General features: G+C 70.2%; 16 protein-coding genes and 2 tRNA genes. 9 read left to right on the top strand and 9 right to left on the bottom strand.

Going from position 1 to position 16,133, the window contains the following annotated elements; translation table 11 throughout:
• Nucleotides 1-130: 130 nt before the first annotated feature.
• Nucleotides 131-1,336, top strand: a complete 1,206-nt coding sequence (locus ACIBTX_RS16810; protein ID WP_363660993.1) for a DUF418 domain-containing protein — start codon at nt 131-133, stop codon at nt 1,334-1,336.
• 25 nt (nt 1,337-1,361) lie between these two features.
• Here ACIBTX_RS16810 and ACIBTX_RS16805 read toward each other — a convergent pair whose 3' ends face one another.
• Complete coding sequence (locus ACIBTX_RS16805; RefSeq protein WP_357127569.1) at nt 1,362-2,021, bottom strand: PIN domain-containing protein; 660 nt, start codon at nt 2,019-2,021, stop codon at nt 1,362-1,364.
• Between the two features lie 4 nt (nt 2,022-2,025).
• On the bottom strand, nt 2,026-2,556 hold the full coding sequence (locus ACIBTX_RS16800; protein WP_363660992.1) for a helix-turn-helix domain-containing protein: 531 nt from the start codon (nt 2,554-2,556) through the stop codon (nt 2,026-2,028).
• 172 nt (nt 2,557-2,728) lie between these two features.
• Between ACIBTX_RS16800 and ACIBTX_RS16795 the strand changes: the two genes are divergently transcribed.
• Nucleotides 2,729-3,598: a hypothetical protein gene (locus tag ACIBTX_RS16795; protein ID WP_357127572.1), complete on the top strand. Its 870-nt coding sequence runs from the start codon at nt 2,729-2,731 to the stop codon at nt 3,596-3,598.
• Here ACIBTX_RS16795 and ACIBTX_RS16790 read toward each other — a convergent pair.
• Both ACIBTX_RS16790 and ACIBTX_RS16785 read right to left on the bottom strand, forming a co-directional pair.
• A complete protein-coding gene (locus ACIBTX_RS16790) occupies nt 3,588-3,833 on the bottom strand; it encodes a DUF4326 domain-containing protein (RefSeq protein ID WP_355052179.1) in 246 nt (81 codons plus the stop codon). The two genes, ACIBTX_RS16795 and ACIBTX_RS16790, sit on opposite strands and share 11 nt — an antisense overlap.
• Nucleotides 3,834-4,039: 206 nt before the next feature.
• Nucleotides 4,040-4,115 (bottom strand) — tRNA-Lys (locus tag ACIBTX_RS16785).
• A gap of 188 nt (nt 4,116-4,303) precedes the next feature.
• Here ACIBTX_RS16785 and ACIBTX_RS16780 point away from each other — a divergent pair.
• The gene (locus ACIBTX_RS16780) at nt 4,304-5,575 is read left to right on the top strand and encodes an Ig-like domain-containing protein (RefSeq protein WP_363660991.1); all 1,272 of its coding nucleotides are present in this window, start codon (nt 4,304-4,306) and stop codon (nt 5,573-5,575) included.
• Nucleotides 5,576-5,824: 249 nt separating this feature from the next.
• Nucleotides 5,825-7,108 (top strand): Ig-like domain-containing protein, encoded by a 1,284-nt coding sequence (locus tag ACIBTX_RS16775; protein WP_363660990.1) that lies wholly within the window; start codon nt 5,825-5,827, stop codon nt 7,106-7,108.
• A 145-nt stretch (nt 7,109-7,253) separates the two neighbouring features.
• Here the strand turns inward: ACIBTX_RS16775 and ACIBTX_RS16770 are convergent.
• Together ACIBTX_RS16770 and orn are read right to left on the bottom strand one after the other, a co-directional pair.
• Nucleotides 7,254-7,329, bottom strand: a tRNA-His gene (locus ACIBTX_RS16770).
• Between the two features lie 108 nt (nt 7,330-7,437).
• Nucleotides 7,438-8,028, bottom strand: coding sequence for an oligoribonuclease (orn, locus tag ACIBTX_RS16765; RefSeq protein WP_308195323.1), 591 nt, complete (start codon nt 8,026-8,028; stop codon nt 7,438-7,440).
• 73 nt (nt 8,029-8,101) lie between these two features.
• Between orn and ACIBTX_RS16760 the strand changes: the two genes are divergently transcribed.
• Nucleotides 8,102-9,379, top strand: coding sequence for a glycosyltransferase 87 family protein (locus ACIBTX_RS16760; protein ID WP_357127585.1), 1,278 nt, complete (start codon nt 8,102-8,104; stop codon nt 9,377-9,379).
• 111 nt (nt 9,380-9,490) lie between these two features.
• On the opposite strand, the gene ACIBTX_RS16755 is transcribed toward ACIBTX_RS16760, so the two are convergent.
• From ACIBTX_RS16755 to ACIBTX_RS16745, 3 genes are all read right to left on the bottom strand, one after another.
• Nucleotides 9,491-10,363, bottom strand: a complete 873-nt coding sequence (locus ACIBTX_RS16755; RefSeq protein ID WP_396832714.1) for a hypothetical protein — start codon at nt 10,361-10,363, stop codon at nt 9,491-9,493.
• 149 nt (nt 10,364-10,512) lie between these two features.
• Nucleotides 10,513-11,244 carry a YcnI family protein gene (locus ACIBTX_RS16750; RefSeq protein WP_357173085.1) on the bottom strand — a complete coding sequence of 244 codons (732 nt, stop codon included), beginning with the start codon at nt 11,242-11,244 and terminating at the stop codon, nt 10,513-10,515.
• A gap of 17 nt (nt 11,245-11,261) precedes the next feature.
• The gene (locus tag ACIBTX_RS16745; protein WP_357173082.1) at nt 11,262-12,926 is read right to left on the bottom strand and encodes a copper resistance protein CopC; all 1,665 of its coding nucleotides are present in this window, start codon (nt 12,924-12,926) and stop codon (nt 11,262-11,264) included.
• Nucleotides 12,927-13,128: 202 nt separating this feature from the next.
• On the opposite strand from ACIBTX_RS16745, the gene ACIBTX_RS16740 reads away from it, so the two are divergent.
• The 4 genes from ACIBTX_RS16740 to ACIBTX_RS16725 are packed head-to-tail and all read left to right on the top strand — an operon-like array spanning nt 13,129 to nt 16,061.
• On the top strand, nt 13,129-13,719 hold the full coding sequence (locus tag ACIBTX_RS16740) for a sigma-70 family RNA polymerase sigma factor (protein ID WP_357127593.1): 591 nt from the start codon (nt 13,129-13,131) through the stop codon (nt 13,717-13,719).
• A gap of 32 nt (nt 13,720-13,751) precedes the next feature.
• The gene (locus tag ACIBTX_RS16735; protein ID WP_357173079.1) at nt 13,752-14,276 is read left to right on the top strand and encodes a MauE/DoxX family redox-associated membrane protein; all 525 of its coding nucleotides are present in this window, start codon (nt 13,752-13,754) and stop codon (nt 14,274-14,276) included.
• Nucleotides 14,269-14,985 carry a thioredoxin domain-containing protein gene (locus tag ACIBTX_RS16730; RefSeq protein WP_357127599.1) on the top strand — a complete coding sequence of 239 codons (717 nt, stop codon included), beginning with the start codon at nt 14,269-14,271 and terminating at the stop codon, nt 14,983-14,985. Before ACIBTX_RS16735 ends, ACIBTX_RS16730 begins: the two co-directional genes overlap by 8 nt.
• Nucleotides 14,982-16,061 (top strand): hypothetical protein, encoded by a 1,080-nt coding sequence (locus ACIBTX_RS16725; protein ID WP_357173076.1) that lies wholly within the window; start codon nt 14,982-14,984, stop codon nt 16,059-16,061. Before ACIBTX_RS16730 ends, ACIBTX_RS16725 begins: the two co-directional genes overlap by 4 nt.
• The last annotated feature ends 72 nt before the right edge of the window (nt 16,062-16,133 follow it).

Here is a 16,133-nt window from a genome sequence, read left to right as displayed (position 1 = left end):
GCTCTGTCGGGGACCGGTCGCCGCGGAGGTAGGGCCTGCCCCACCGGCGACAGTCCCGCTCACCGGCTGTCACCTGGACCGGCCGCCTCATAGCCTGCGAAAAGGTTCTCTGTCGCTTACGGGGGTAGTCGTGAAATTCTCCAGCAAAGACCCGCCAGTCGTGCTCGCCGAGCTGCCCGGGACGTCCTCCCGGATCGCCGACGTCGACGCCCTGCGCGCCGTGGCGCTGCTGCTCATCCTGCTCGTCAACATCGCCTTCTTCGCCTCCGGCTACCCCTTCCACCTGGTTCCCGATCCCGCCCACGACTCATGGGGTGACCAGGCGGCACTGTGGTCGGTCGAGCTGCTGTTCGCGATGAAGGCGTATCTGCTCTTCGCCTTCCTGTTCGGCTACAGCTTCACCCTCCAACTCGACTCCGCCGCCCGGCGCGGCGTCGACATCGTCCCCCGGTTCCGGCGACGGTTGGCCGGACTCTTCGTCCTCGGCGTCCTGCACGCGGTGCTGCTGTTCCAGGGCGACATCCTGACCACGTACGCGCTTCTCGGCCTGGTGCTGCTCGCCATGCGACGAGTCGCGGTCGGGACCGCGCTGCGCGCAGCCGTACTGCTGACCGCCGGGATCGGTTTCGTCCTCGCGCTCGCGGCCGTCGGCGGAACCGAACTGGTCACCGACCCGGCGGCGGCGCTCGCCGCGGGGCAGCGGTCCACCGAGGCGCTACAGGGCGGGCTCGGATCGGTGATCGCCGAGCACGTACGCCAACTGCCGGCGATGGTCGGCACGCTCCTCGTGCAGGGGCCGCTCGCCCTCTCGGCGTTCCTCTTCGGGTACGCGGCGGGGCGTCGCCGGCTCCTCACCGACATCGCCGGGAACCGGCAGCTCCTACGCCGGGTACAGCGCGTGGGCTATCCGGTCGGCCTGGCCGGCGCCGTGGTCTTCGCCTCGGGTGGAGGCACCGGCAACCTGACCGGAGTGACGGTGGGCGTCCTGACCGCGCCGCTGCTCGCGGCCGCGTACGCCGCCACGCTCCTGGAGTTCTTCGCGACCGACCGGGGACGACGGATCGTGACCGTGCTCGCGCCGGCCGGACGGATGTCCCTGTCCAACTACCTGGGTCAGTCGGTGCTCTGCGTACTGGTCTTCACCGGCGTCGGCCTGGGCCTCGCCGGTGCCGTCGCACCCCCGGTCGTGCTCCTCGTCGCGGTCGCGATCTATGGCGTGCAGGTCGCAGCCAGCGTGGCGTGGATGGCACGGTTCCGGTACGGGCCGGCGGAGTGGCTGTTGCGGGCCTGGACCGAGCAGCAGTGGCCACGGTTGCGAGTCGCCGACCACGTATGACGGACGGTACTCGCGCCTTGCTTGGTCACTTCGCAGCCGATCCGCGGGCGTCAAAGCGCGTCGCCGGCTCGCCGACCCGAGGTTGCGGAGGCGGCACCAGCAGATCGACCGCCGCCTGTCGCATCATCTCGACCGCAGACGTCATCCCGTAGCGGCGGTCGAGAATTTCCAAGATGTCCTCTTCGGCCTGAACCCGACCCAGTCTGCCGGAGCGTTTGGCTATGGCAGCCACGGCAGCGCAGGCTCTAACCGGATCAAGGGAGACGGTATTGGCTGCGAACTCTTTGGGCGAGAGCACCTGCAACCCGCGAGGCAACTTACCCGGAGGCAGGTCTCGCACGTTAAGCGTAATGACAGCGCCGGCGTTGGCGACAACCGCGGCAGCAACGAGATGCTCATCGTCGGGGTCGGGCAGGCCGTAGGTACCTTCCAGACCCTCCCACCCACCGACCTCCGCATCGTCGAAATGCTGTCTGATCTGCTCGATGAGGTGCTGTGCTCGCTTGGCGGCCTCGTCAGCTTCATGCCCTCGCTCGATCAACTTTGCTCTCTGCTCGTATTCCAACTCCTCGAGCACGACCGAATTCCACACAGGCCGATACAAGCCCTCGATCGCAAGGGATAGAAGAAAGTCGCGTTGCAGGTCTGGCCAGAGAACACAGGTGTCGAGAAGGGCCGTGAACACTGGCCTATTCTGTCAGGCCCTTGCGGCGTCGTGCGACTGCGCGACGCGTTTCGCGCAGTCGCCGCGTCAACGCGTCGAGGTCTTCCTCGTCATCAATGTCCACTGAGGTTGCTTCAAGCGCGGCGTACTGGTCAGCCCTGCGCTGCGCCCGGTACGCAAGCAGGTCGGGGAGAAGGATGCGTCGGTGAGTCCCCAATCGCTCAAACGGAACCTTGCCCTCGTCAAGCAACTTGACGACCGTCGGTCGACTGACTCCGAGCAGGTCGGCGGCTTGCTGGGTTGTCAGCTTCAGCGTCCGCGGAGCCACAGTCACCGCAAACCCCTGCTGGAGCGCCTCGACAACCTGGCGAAGCATCCCGTAGACCTCGGCTGGAAGCTCGACGCGGTCACCTGGGGTGGCTCCGGCCAGGAAGTAACGTGGTGCGACCGGCCCCCGTCCCGTCCGCTCGTGGGCCTGGATGAAGTCGTGGACCTGGGCAACCTGCCCATCAGCTTCTGGCAGGTACGTCTCTTCCTTCAGTGCAGCCGCAGTCATGACGCCTCCTAGTCGAAATCATCGTAACCACCTTCGTTTCTTTCGTCCACGAAACGGATGAGACAGGCCGAGGGCAACCCGCGATGGACTAGCGCCAGATCCGCCGAACATGAGACTGTCTATGTAACTCAGTGCGTTCCTATAGCTACATCTAGCGATGTAGGTGGTTTCGATGGAACAGCTTCCGTTGTGGGGACCGAGCACCGACGACGAGCCAAAGCCAGTCCTGGCACGACCAGCAAGACTTCGCCTCCTGATCACAGTGAAGGCGGCCCCCAACCCCTCCGCCCGGTACGGGGAGACGGTTTGCGTCGGGGCACTGGGCCTGGACCCGCCCTGGACGGGGTGGATCCGCCTCTATCCCGTGCACTACCGGGATCTCGACGACGACAGCAAGTTCCACAAGTACGACGTCATCCACGTTGAGGCGCTGCCAGCCAGGCAAGACCAGCGGCGCGAGAGCTGGAAGCCGATCGTGGACACGATCACGACCGAGCGGCATCTTGCCAGTCGGCAATCGCGTCGGAGTCTCCTCGATCCACTCGTCGAAGACTCCATGTGCCGGCTCAACAAGCAGATCCGTGAGGATCCGAGCGGACGATCGATCGCGTTGATTCGCGCGGTTGACATCTCAGCTCTACAGGTCAAGCGACATCCCGGCTGGTCAGCGGAGGACCGCAAGAAGATCGAGGGCTACCTCAACCAGCTCGATCTGCTGGAACCGACCAAGCGCAGCGCACTTCAAGCACCACGCTTCACTGGTGCGTACCGCTACCGTTGCGCGGACCGCCATTGCCGCGGCCACCAGCAGACCCTCTGGGACTGGGAGTTCGTCGCCCTACAACGCAGGCTGGACCGACTCACCGACGCGGAGGCTGCGGAGCAGCTGAGAGACAAGTTCCTCACCCAACTCTGCGGGGCTGACCGCGACGTCGCCTTCTACGTAGGCAACCAGGCGGCACGACCGCAATCCTTCAGCATCGGCGGTGTCTACGCACCGAGACGGCCCGCAGCTCGACACCGATCGCACGTCAACCGATGAGTTCGGCCAGCACGTCGGCATGGCACGGGTCCTCAGTGCGGCACCAGCACGCCAACTGCTTCCCCGTGAGTTCCCGCCGCGCTCGATCAACAAGAGCAGGCTGCCCCACAAGCCATTGCCGATAGAGGCGTAACGCCTCCGCCCGATCATGCTGCCGCAGGCTGAACGGATTGGCCCACGGAGAACGTCGCAACCCGAACCCCTGCCGTCCGACGTACACGGCGCCAGGCGGCACAACCGGGTGGTAGAGGTCTCCCCGCACGCGAACCCGCCGACGTCCCCCCACGCCACCACCGTAATCGTCGACACCCGGCCCTCGCGAGAATGCTCGAGGAAAGTCGGTCGCTCCGGTCCTTCGACTTTTCGACCCGTGCCCACCGCCCGTCGCACGCGAAAAAGGCCCCGACCCGGTAAATCAACCCGGTCAGGGCCTTGCTCGTTTGGTGCGCCGCCAGGGACTCGAACCCCGAACCCGCGGATTAAGAGTCCGCTGCTCTGCCAGTTGAGCTAGCGGCGCTCGTTCGGCAACGGAGAGAACATTAGCACCCCGCCAAGGCGGGCTCCAATCCGGTTACCCGACTCCCCCCTTCGGTCGAGCTTAACGGGCATACAGCCACAAACCAGCCCTCGGGCCTGGGACGGGGGCGTGGGTCGGGCCACTGATACGGCACGATGTCCGCCAGGTACGCGAGAACAGAGGTGGGGATGGCACGGTTCACGCGAGCCGGGGCGGTGGTGGGCGCTCTGACTCTGGCGGCGTCGCTGGCACTGACCGGGTGCGGCGACGAGCAGAAGAAACCGGAATTCGTCGGCGGGACGTCGGCGGATGCGGGTACCGCACCCGACTCGGCCGCCCCGTCGACGAGCGGCGAGCCCAGCGCGCCCAGTGGGCCGGCGCTGACGCTGAGCCCGGCCGACGGCACGAAGAACAAGCCCGTGAGTACGGAGATCAGCGCCAAGCTGCCGAGCGGCGGGAAGGTGTCCGCGGTCACCCTGACCGCGGCCGGCGGCGCGACCGTGGAGGGCAAGCTCCGCGCCGACGGCTCGGCCTGGGTGCCGTCCGCGCCCCTGAAGTGGGGTACGAAGTACACGGCCACGGTGACGGCGAGCACGCCGGACGGCACGAGCAGCCAGGGCACCAGCTCCTTCACCACGATGGCCAAGCCGAAGTCGACCATCGGGTCCGGCCTGTACCTCTTCGACGACAAGAGCTACGGCGTCGCGATGCCGGTGGTGACCGAGTTCCACCCAGGCATCCCCAAGAAGGACCGGGCGGCGGTGCAGAAGCGGATGTTCGTCAAGACCGACCCGCCGCAGCCGGGCGCCTGGCACTGGGTCGACAACGGCACGCAGGCGTACTACCGGGCGCCGGAGTACTGGAAGCCGGGCACCACCATCAGCGTCCGGATCGCGTTGGCCGGGGTGCCGCTGAGCAACGGCAGGTACGGCGACATCGACCGCAAGGCGACCGCCAAGATCGGCCGGTCGTTGGTGATGAAGGTCGACAACGCCACGAAGAAGATGTCGGTGTACGAGAACGGCGCGCTGACGCGCACCATCCCGGTGAGCCTGGGCAAGAAGAGCACCCCGTCGTCCAGCGGCACGATGGTCGTGATGGAGAAGAAGGAAGCCACGGTCTTCGACACCCGTGACGATCCCGATCCGGCCAACCGCTACGTCACCGACATCCAGTTCGCCCAGCGGCTCACCTGGGGCGGCGAGTACATCCACGCCGCACCCTGGTCGGAGCACGTGCAGGGACGGCAGAACGTCTCGCACGGCTGCGTGAACGTGTCGACGGCCAACGCCAGGTGGCTGTTCGACAAGACGCGGATCGGTGACCCGATCACCATCAAGGGCACCGAGCGCAAGATCGCCGCCGGCAACGGCTGGACGGCGTGGAGTCTGAGCTGGTCGGAGTTCATCAAGGGCAGCGCGCTGCCGGTACCCAAGGGTGGATCCGGCCCGGCGCTCTGAGCGTCCGGCGTCGTCGCGCCGGCCCTGCCGATGGCACGGGCCGGCGCGTACCCTTGCACTGCCCGCGACGTGACGGCGGCGGCGACCCTTCGGCTTCGACAGGAAGACGAACCCTAATCACGAAACGCCGGATAGTAACAAAAATCCGACATCGTGCGCGGCGTGTTCCTGCCCACCCGCGGCAACCAGGACCGGTTCTGACACGTCTTTAGGAGACGATGGGTCAGCGACCACGACTGTGAGGACATCATGCGAGCTAGCCAGGACCAGCTGATCCCGCCCCGCGGGCGACGCCGCGTGCTCGCGGCGGGACTCCTCGCCGTGGCGTTGGCCTTCACCGCCGCCTGCACCGACGGCGACGGCGGTGGCGGCAAGCCGTCCTCGTGGCAGGGCGGGGCCGAAACACCCGCGCCCAAGGCGTCGGCGACCATCGCCGAACCGGCGGCCGACGCCAAGGACGTACCCGCCTCCACCGGCATCACCTTCACCACGCAGGATGCCCAGGAGACCGCCGTCGAGCTCAAGGACGCGGCCGGCAAGGCGGTCAAGGGGACCCTCGCGGCGGACGGTAAGTCGTGGTTGCCGAGCGAAGCCCTGGCGTACGGCACCAGCTACACCGCCACGGTCACGGCCACCGGCGACGACGGTCGGCCGGCCACCGCGACCAGCACCTTCACCACGATGGCCAAGCCCGACAAGCAGGTCCGGGTGAGCAGCTTCCTCGGCGACAACCAGCAGGTCGGTGTCGGGATGCCGCTGATCGTGAAGTTCAGCCGGGACATCCCGGAGGATTACCGCGACGACGTGCAGCGCCGCATGACGGTGACCTCGACGCCGGCCCAGCCGGGCATCTGGCACTGGGTCAGCCCGACCGAGGTCCGGTACCGGCCGAAGGAGTTCTGGAAGGCGAACAGCAAGGTCTCGTACCGCGTCCAGGCGGGTGGCCTGCCGATGGGCGACGGCTACTACGGCCGCGCGGACCTGTCGGTCGACATCAAGATCGGCCCCAAGCTGATCATGACGGTCGACAACAAGACCAAGCGGATGACGGTGACCCGCGACGGCAAGGTGATCAAGACGATCCCGGTCAGCCTGGGCAAGAAGAGCACCCCCTCGTCCAGCGGCACCATGATCGTGATCGAGAAGCTGCGCAAGACGGTCTTCGACACGTTCGAGGAGCTGGGCCCCGAGGACGGCTACCGCACCAAGATTGACTTCGCGCAGCGCCTCACCTGGGGCGGCGAGTTCATCCACGCGGCCCCCTGGTCCGAGGGTCAGCAGGGCAGCGTCAACGTCTCGCACGGGTGCGTGAACGTGTCGATGGCGAACGGCGACTGGCTGTTCAAGAACACCGAGGTCGGTGACCCGATCACCGTCAAGGGGACCGAGCGCAAGCTCCAGAACGGCAACGGCTGGACGGACTGGAACATGAGCTGGGACGAGTACGTCAAGGGCAGTGCCCTGCCGTACGACCCGGACGCCCCGGCGGCCCCGGACGCCGCCGGCACCCCATCGCCGACGCCGACGAGCTGAGCCGAGAGGCTGATCCACTCCAGGTCGGCGATGTCGGGGTGTCCGGGCGGCTGGATACCCGCAGATCGGCGACCTGGAGTGGATCAGCCAGGCGCGCGGCCCGCACAAACAGCTCAGGCCCCCTCCGAGGAGGGGGCCTGACTATTGGGGTGACTGATGGGAATTGAACCCACGACAACCGGGACCACAACCCGGTGCTCTGCCAACTGAGCTACAGCCACCATGCCTCCGACACTCGGTCTGTCGCCCCGGGCGTCGTGCGGACCAATAATAGCCCCACCACCGCGCACGGCGTCCAGCGGGTTCCCCGCCGGCCGAGCGGCGCCGGATCAGAGCTCGGCGGCGATGCCCTTGGCGGTCTCGACGTCCGGGCCGGGCAGCGGCACGAAGATGGTGCGCCGGTAGTACTCCAGCTCGCGGATGCTCTCGCGGATGTCGGCGAGCGCCCGGTGCGCCAGGCCCTTCTGCGGCTGGCCGAAGTACACACGGGGGTACCAGCGGCGGCAGAGTTCCTTGATCGACGACACGTCGATCATGCGGTAGTGCAGGTGCGCGTCGAGGCGGGGCATGTCCCGGGCGATGAAGCCGCGGTCGGTGGCGATCGAGTTGCCGCACAGCGGCGCGGTACGCGGGTCCTTCACGAAGGTGCTCACGTACTCCAGCACCCGGTCCTCGGCCTCGGCCAGGGTGACCGCCGACCGACGGACCTCCTCGGTGAGGCCCGACTTGGCGTGCATCGTCTGGACGATCTCCGGCATCGCCTCCAGCGCCGCCTCGTCGGCGTGGATCACCACGTCGACACCATCACCGAGCACGTTGAGGTCGGGGTCGGTGACCAGTGCCGCGACCTCGATCAGCTTGTCACTGCCGAGGTCCAACCCGGTCATCTCACAGTCGATCCAGACGAGGAGGTCAGCCACCGGGACAGCCTACGCGCAGCCCACGCCCCGCTGCTGCGCGCTCTTCAGGGGGTGGACCGCTAGGGTTTCTCAAGTGCCAGCCGAACCCATCGCACCGCCCGCCGTCACCGACGACGATCCCGGTGGCCGTACGGTCCGTCGGCTGGTCGCGATCGTGGCGCTGGTCGCCGTGCTGCCCGCGCTCTACCTGCGCAACCTGGTGCACAACTTCTTCGATCTGAAGATCTACATGTCGGCGATGGACTGGTGGACGGCCGGTCACCCGCTCTACGACTACGTCCAGCCGGACCGGGTGCAGGGTGAGTTGTACTTCACGTACCCGCCGTTCAGCGCCCTGTTGTTGTGGCCGTTCGGACTGCTCCGGCTCGGCGTCACCGTGACGATCTTCACGGTGCTCACGGTGGCGGCGGTGGTGCTGACCACCCGGTGGCTGGTGATGCCCGTGATCGTCCGCCATGACCTGCCCCGCACGTTCACCGTGACGGCCGCCGTGCTGCTGGTGCTGGCGGTGGAGATCACCCGCGAGACGATCACCCTCGGGCAGATCAACATGCTGCTGGTCGTGCTGATCCTGGCGGACCTGTTGTTCGCCGTACCGCAGGCGCGGCGCTGGGCCGGGGTCGGCATCGGGCTGGCGACGGCGCTCAAGCTCTTCCCGGGCATCTTCATCGTGTACCTGGTGGCCACCCGCCGGTGGCGGGCCGCCGCGGTGGCGAGCGTGACGGCGGCGGCGGCGACCCTGCTGGCGGCGGCGGTCGCGCCCGGCGACTCCTGGCGGTTCTGGACGCAGGAGCTGTGGGACACCGACCGGGTGGGACGCACCGACTATGTCGGCAACCAGTCGGTCTTCGGTCTGCTGAGCCGGTTCACCGCGCCGGAGAAGCCGGACCGGCTGCTGTGGTTGGTGATCGTGGCGGCGGTGGCCGGCTACGGACTGTGGCGGGCTGCCCGGGCCGCGCGGGCTGGTCACGCGTTGACCGGCCTGACCCTGACCGGCCTGGTCGGTGCTCTGATCAGTCCGATCACCTGGACCCACCACATCTACTGGTTCGTGCCGGCGGTGGTGCTGCTCGCCGACGCCGCGCTCAGCGCGAAACGCCCGGACGAGGCACGCCAGCGGTGGTGGTCCGCCGCGCTCGCCGTGGGCACCACCGCCGTGATCGTCTACGGCGTGGTGACGTTCCAGAAATGGGGTACGGCGCCGGTCCGCACCCACGATCCGGTCGACTTCGTCCTGCAGAACCCCTACGTCCTGCTCAGTCTGCTGCTGCTGGTGGCGCTGCCGGTGCGCGTGTACCGCCCGGTCCGCACGGAGGAAAATTCGCGCCAAATGGACACAAGTCCCCAGTAATGTCCATCGCCGCTAATCTGAACCCATCTACCTCAAGCGTCGCTCGGGTAGCACCGCTCCCCCGGTGAGAGTGGCCCTTCGCGTCGGCAGCGCGAAGGGCCACTTGCCACGTCAGTCCTCCGGCGTCGGCCGGGCCGGCTCCGCGCCGATCGCCGACCGGGACCACTCGGACACGCCGGAGCCGACCGGGGCGAGCTGTCGTACGGCCGGCACCGACCGGACGGGATGGGGATCGCGGACGCCCAGGCCGCTGAGCGACGTGACCCCGAGCCGGCCGGCGAGGACGGGCACCTGGTCCGGTTCGACCACGAAGACCACCTCACGCGGACGCGGTGGGCGCAGCAGGAGCAGCACCGCGCACGCCACCAGCAACACCCCCGCCACCAGCAGTCCCCAGGCGACCGGGCCGACCCAGCCGGCCCGCAGCTCGGCGCGCAGCTCCAGCGTCAGGTCGGCACGGCCGTCCGGGCGCATCACCACCAGGCTCATCGGCTCGCCCGCGAGGTCGTCGGCGCTCCACTCGACGGTGCCGATGCCCTCGCGTACCCAGAACGGAAGGCCCAGCGGCGGGCGGACCGCATCGACGGCCGGGGCCACGGGTGGGACCGCGGCTTCCAGACGGACCGGCAGCGGCCCCCGGGCCAGCGCCACCCGGCGGACCGAGGCGTACGGCACGGACTCCAGCCAGTGGCGCACCTCGGCGGTCGGCGCGAGCCCCACGAACGCCGGGCCATCGGGCGTCCGGGCGTCGAGCCGCAGACGGGTCTGCGTGCCGCGCGCGAAGGGCGCCTCCCGCCGCAGCAGCCGGTCGAGGTCGGTGACCACGACCGCGTGGCCCGGTGTGCGGACGGTTTCGAACCGGGCGGCGTAGGCCCCACCGGGATCGGTGTGCCGGGCGACCAGCCACAGTCCGCCGCCGGCGAGCAGCGCCGGAATCCCGATGACCAACAGCAGCATTCCGGCGATCACCCGCACGAACCGCATTCGCACTGTCCCCCTCCGTAGCCAGATACCCGGCCGACCTTACCGACGTACGCCCGCTGATCAGGGGATATCCACGGCACGGCCGCTCCCGGCCCGGGACGCACGCTGGCCCGCCGGATTTCCGGCGGGCCAGCGGGTGAGCGACGGGATCAGGACTTGGCGGCCGGCTCCCGGCGGGTCCGGGCAAACGCCAGGCCGCCCAGTGCCAGGCCGGCCAGGCCGGCGACGAGACCCGCGACGCCGAGGCCGAGGGCGACGCCGTCGCCCTCGTCGTCGTCGTCCTTGTCGGCGACGGCCACGGCGGACGGCGCGGCGGCCGACGCCGTCGGCGCGGCAGCCGTGAGGGTGAGCACCGGGGCGGGCTTCTCCGGCTCCTCGCCGCCCGGCTGCGGCTCGTCGATCCAGCGCGAGACGTTGCCGTCGGAGTACGTCTGGAGGGTCTTGAAGACCATCGTGTCGACCTTCGGCAGCGGCCCCATCGAGACGCCGAACTCCTGGAACTGCCCCGGCTTGACGGCCGCGTCACCCGTGGCCGTCCAAGTGATCTTGGAGACCGCCTCGGTGAGCTGGCTGCCGTGCACCTCGATCGGCGGCTCCACCTTGCGCTTCTCCGTCGCCACCGTCCAGCCCGGCACCGGGATGGTCGACACCGAGCCGACCGGGGCGTTCTCCGGCAGCACCACCTCGAGCTTGGTGGTCGAGGCGGTGTCGCTCTCATTGGGCACCCGGAACGCCACCCGGGCGTAGCCGCCCTGGGTCGCCTCCTTCGGGTTCACCGTGACGTGGGCGGAGGCCGGACCGGCGAAGCCGAGCACGGCGGTGGCGACGGCGGTCAGCGCCAGGGCGGCAGCGGCGGATGCGGTACGCCGGAGTCGGGTCATGGGTGTCGTGGACCTCTCTAACGGATGGGCACGGTGGCGGTCACCGTGGCCTGGTCGATGTCGGTCGTGCGAGCGGTGATCTTCAACTGCCACTCGCCGGCGGCCGGCAGGCTGATGTCGCCGTACGCGTGGTTGTCGGTCAACGGCAGCAGCGGCACGTCGATCGGCTCGATACCGGCCGACGGCAGCGCGGCGGTCGCCCGCCACTCCACCACCGGCAGCGGCAGGTTGTCCTTGCTGTACGCGTACAGGTGCACCGAGTTGTTGCCCCGCTCGGCCGGGCTCAACTCGACCTGCATCGAGAAGAGCGAGCTGTTCAGGGTGGTGGAGAAGAGGCCCGCCTCGACGCCGGAGGAGTCGGCCGCCGCCGTCCGCGCGGGCGCGGTCTGCACCAGGGTCGCGGACACGGCCAGCACCACGGCGGTGACGGCCAACTCCACCAGGACCGCCCGGCGCACCGGCGCCGGTCGCTGCGCGGCCACCCGCCGACGGACCAACTGCCGGGAGTACGCGGCCACGGCGATCACGATCGCGAACAGCCCGATCTTGGCGAGCAGCAGCCGCCCGTAGGTGGTGCTGAAGAGCGCGTCGAGGGTCGCCACCTCGATCAGCGCCTGCACGGTGCCGGCCAGCAGCAGGGCCGCGACGGCGAGCGCGGCCCAGCGCGACCAGATGGGCAGGATCGCGCCCAACTCCCGCTCGTCGGCCTGGCGCAGCAGGAAGACCGCGAGCATGAGCAGGCCGCCCAACCAGACCGCCATGCTGCCCAGGTGGACCGCGTCGACCACCACGGACACCGCCGGCGCCGGGGAGGCGGCCGGGTGCCCGGCCAGCGGCCAGGTCAGCAGGGCCGCCCCGCCGAGCAGCGCCAGGATGATCGCGTCGGTACGGCCGGCCGGACGTTCCAGCAGCGGCCGCAGCAGGAACGCCGCCGCGGCCAGCAGGCCGAGCCGGACCAGGTGGGCCGCGCCGAAGGTACTGCCGAAGACGCTGCCGAACCCCGCGCCGGTCACGTCGAAGAGGCCACCACCGGCGGTGTAGGGCACCTGCAACCACAGGTCGGCGAGAGTGGCCAGCGCCGTCAGGCCGAGACCGGCCCAGGCCAGCCGGGCGGGCCCCCGCCGGGAGAGCCGCCGGGGCCAGAGCGCGGCGAGCACCAGGACCGGCCCGACCAGCAGCACCAGACCGGCGTACCCGAGGAACCGGGCCACCTTCACGGCGGTGCCCACCACCGGGTTGGCGCGGCTGTCGTTGCCGGAGTCAACCGGCGGCGTCGAGGGCGCGCCGACCGAATAGGTGAACGCGCCGGAGACCGGGTGGCTGTCGGCGGAGATCACCCGGAAGCTCACCAGGTAGGTGCCGCGCCCGGCGGCCGGATCCACCGGAATGGTCACCACCGCGCCCGCGAACGACGGCTCACCCCGGTCGGCCCGGGAGCCGTCCGGAGCGATCACCCGAACCTTGTCGGGGACCTTGCGGACCGACTCGCTGAAGGTGAGCACCACCTCGGATGGGCCGTTCGGCACCACCGAGGAGGCGGCCGGGCTGCTGCTGGACAGCACCGCGTGGGCGCTGGCCGGGGTGGCTGGCGCGATCAACAGGGCGACGACGGTGACCAGGAGGCCGGCGGCGGCAGCCAACCGGGCGGCCCAGCGGCGGGGGGCGACAGTCATGCCTGCCATGGTCGCCGACCCCAGTGGATCTCGGCGAACCGAGTCGGGCGAACGGCTCAATTCCGCTCAGCCGCCATCGCCGCGCGGGAGAGGTCGCGTGTCATGAGCAGGTAGTCGGCTGACGACGGGGAAAAGTTCCCGACGTGTCGCAGACCATCCAAGGGCCGAAGGACCCTGACGCCGCACCCGACGCCGCGTAACCTGGTTTGTCGTGATCCCCGTCCCGCGCGACACCGGCCCCGCCGGCCCCACCGGTCCGTCCGGTGACGCCGGCCCGGACCCGGCGACCGAGTCGGCCCTGACCGCGCGCGACGGCGACCCCACCGCCCAGGCGGTGTTCGTGCGGTTGACCCAGGCCGAGGTCTGGCGCTTCACCGCCGCCCTGGTCGGCCCGGACAGCGCCGACGACCTCGCCCAGGAGACGTACCTGCGGGCGTTCAAGGCCCTGCCGGCGTTCGAGGGCCGGTCCAGCGCCCGCACCTGGCTGCTCGGCATCGCCCGGCGCGCCTGCGCCGACCACCTGCGCACGGTGGTCCGCCGACGTCGCCTCGACGAGCGACTGGTCGCGAACGCCCACACCGACCGTCCGCACCCCGACCACGCCGGGCAGCTCGGCGCCGACGACCTCGTGCGGCGGCTGAGCCCCGAGCGACGGGCGGCGTTCGTGCTCACCCAACTGCTCGGTCTCTCGTACGCCGAGGCCGCCGCCGTCGAGGGAGTGCCCGTGGGCACCATCCGCTCCCGGGTCGCCCGAGCCCGCGACGAGCTGGTCGCGGCGGTCGACGACGCCCGCACCGGCTGAGCCGGGAACTTCCGGCTGAGACGGAACGACAAATGAGCGTGACTGCACCCCCCACGCGGGTCGGCCGTTGGGCGGCTGTCCGGCCCTGGCTCGGCACGGCGGCCCGCCTCGGCCTCGCCGCCGTCTGGCTCGTCGCCGGGGCGTCGAAGGTCGGTGACCTGGCCGCCTCGGGTCGGGCCGTGAACGCGTACCAGGTGCTGCCGTACGACGCCGCGACCGTGATCGGCGCGGCGCTGCCCTTCGTCGAGCTGGCCCTGGGCGTGCTCCTGCTGCTCGGTCTGGCCTCCCGGCTCACCGCGGCGATCTCGACCGCCCTGCTGCTGGTCTTCATCGCGGGAATCTCCTCGGCCTGGGCGCGTGGCCTGGCCATCGACTGCGGCTGCTTCGGCAGCGGCGGGCAGCTCGCCGAGGGGCAGGCCCCGAGTTACCTCCCGGAGATCCTGCGGGACCTGGGATTCTTGGTACTGGCCGGATTTCTGGTGGTGTGGCCGCGTACGCCCGTATCAGTGGACGGCTGGCTGTCCGCCGAACCCGCCATGGAGGACGAGGATGAGTAGTCGCAAGGGTCAGCGGGACGCGGCCCGGGTGGTCCGCGAGCAACTGGCCCGCGAACGACGTCGCCGCCGCACGATCTGGGTGTCCGCCGCCGCCGTCGCGGTACTGGTCATCGCCGGACTGATCGGCTGGGGCGTCTGGTCCAACCAGCGCTCGGACAGCTTCACCACGCCGCCCGGCGCCAACGGGCCCGGCACCGGCATCGTCACCGGCGGCGGCCCGGTCACCGTCGACGTCTACGAGGACTTCCTCTGCCCGGTCTGCAACCAGTTCGAGCAGAGCAGCGGCGCGACGTTGGAGCAGTTGGCGTCCGAGAACAAGGCGAAGGTGGTGTACCACCCGGTCGCCTACCTCAACCGCTTCTCCAGCACCGAGTACTCCACCCGCTCGTCGGCCGCGTCCGGCTGCGCGGCGGCCGGCGGCAAGTTCCGCGAGTACGCCAAAGCGCTCTTCGCCAAGCAGCCACCCGAGGACAGCGCCGGGCTCAGCGACGACGAACTGATCGACATCGGCGTCGGCGTGGGGCTGGACCGGGGCTCGTTCGGCGGCTGCGTGAAGGACGGCACGTACAAGACGTGGACCGAGCACGTCACCGAGGAGGCCAGCCGCAGCGACGTCACCGGCACGCCCACCATCCTCGTCAACGGTCAGCCACTCGCCGACCGCACCCCGCAGGGCCTCACCGCAGCCGTGGCGGCGGCCGGCAAGTGATCCGTACCGTCCTGGCGCGCGCCGGCCTGATCGCCGCCGCCGCGTGCGCGGCGACGCTGCTCGGCGCGGCGCCCGCCGCCGCACACGGCGCGGACGCCCCGGACGGCACCGACTACCGCGCCCGCGTCAGCGGCGTCACGCCGGCCCGGCCCGGTCTGACGGTCCGGGTCATCGAGGCGGGCGCACGCCTGGAGCTGACCAACCGCACCGGCCGGGCGGTCGAGGTGATCGGCTACTCCGGCGAGCCGTACCTGCGGATCGGTCCCGACGGTGTCTTCGAGAACACCCGCTCCCCCGCCACGTACCTCAACCGCACCCTCGCCGGCGACACCGCGCTTCCGGCCGACGCCGACCCGGCCGCCGCACCGTCCTGGCGGCGCATCGCCGACGGGACCACGGCACGCTGGCACGACCAACGGGCACTGTGGCCGGAGTCGACGCCGCCAGCGGAGGTACGCGCCGCGCCGGAGCGCGAGCACCGGGTCCGGGACTGGACGGTGCCGCTGCGCGACGGCACCGACCCGCTGACGATCGGCGGCACCCTGGACTGGGTGCCGCCGCCGGACGCGTACACCTGGTGGGCGGTGAGCATCGTCGGCCTGCTCGCGGTGGGTGCGCTCGGCCTGTTCGCCGCCGCCTCCACCGCCGGTGCGCGGGCGCTGGCCGTACTCGGCGCGTTGCTCGTCGTCGGCGGCGCGGTAGCGGTCGGCTATCCGGTGGGACGGGAGATCGACGCGGGCGCCCAGGGCGTCGGTGGGGTGCTGTCCGGGCTGCTGTCCGGGCAGATCTGGTCGCTGCTCACCGGCCTCGGCGCGGTCGCCGCCGGCTGGTACGCGCTGCGCAGCCGCCCCGCGGCTGACTTCGCGGTGGCGCTGGCCGGGGCCTGCCTGGCGCTCTTCGCCGGGGTGGCGAACGCCGCCGTGTTCGCCCGGTCCGTCGCCCCGGTGCCCTGGTCGCCCGGGGTCGCTCGGGTCATGGTGGCGGCGTTCCTGATCACCGGCGTCGGCGCAACAGCCGCCGGCGTCCTACGCCTACACGCGGCCTCCCGGGCCGCCGCCCTCACCCCCACCCCCTGACCTCCCGCGATCTTGCAGTTTGTGTCGCCGAAGTACCGGCATTCGCGGCATCTGTCGGGACAGCAAGTGCAA

The sequence above is a fragment of the Micromonospora sp. NPDC049359 genome (genome assembly GCF_044466585.1).
In the GTDB taxonomy this organism is placed as follows: domain Bacteria; phylum Actinomycetota; class Actinomycetes; order Mycobacteriales; family Micromonosporaceae; genus Micromonospora.
This window is presented reverse-complemented; position numbering and strand designations above follow the sequence as displayed.

Bases quoted from the DNA above. Each gene is read 5' to 3' on its own strand.
- ACIBTX_RS16730 (WP_357127599.1), top strand. From the start codon at position 14,269: ATGAGTAGTCGCAAGGGTCAGCGGGACGCGGCCCGGGTGGTCCGCGAG.
- ACIBTX_RS16795 (WP_357127572.1), top strand. From the start codon at position 2,729: ATGGAACAGCTTCCGTTGTGGGGACCGAGCACCGACGACGAGCCAAAG.
- ACIBTX_RS16800 (WP_363660992.1), bottom strand. From the start codon at position 2,556: ATGACTGCGGCTGCACTGAAGGAAGAGACGTACCTGCCAGAAGCTGAT.
- ACIBTX_RS16735 (WP_357173079.1), top strand. From the start codon at position 13,752: ATGAGCGTGACTGCACCCCCCACGCGGGTCGGCCGTTGGGCGGCTGTC.
- ACIBTX_RS16775 (WP_363660990.1), top strand. From the start codon at position 5,825: ATGCGAGCTAGCCAGGACCAGCTGATCCCGCCCCGCGGGCGACGCCGC.
- ACIBTX_RS16745 (WP_357173082.1), bottom strand. From the start codon at position 12,926: ATGGCAGGCATGACTGTCGCCCCCCGCCGCTGGGCCGCCCGGTTGGCT.
- ACIBTX_RS16750 (WP_357173085.1), bottom strand. From the start codon at position 11,244: ATGACCCGACTCCGGCGTACCGCATCCGCCGCTGCCGCCCTGGCGCTG.
- ACIBTX_RS16780 (WP_363660991.1), top strand. From the start codon at position 4,304: ATGGCACGGTTCACGCGAGCCGGGGCGGTGGTGGGCGCTCTGACTCTG.
- ACIBTX_RS16755 (WP_396832714.1), bottom strand. From the start codon at position 10,363: ATGCGGTTCGTGCGGGTGATCGCCGGAATGCTGCTGTTGGTCATCGGG.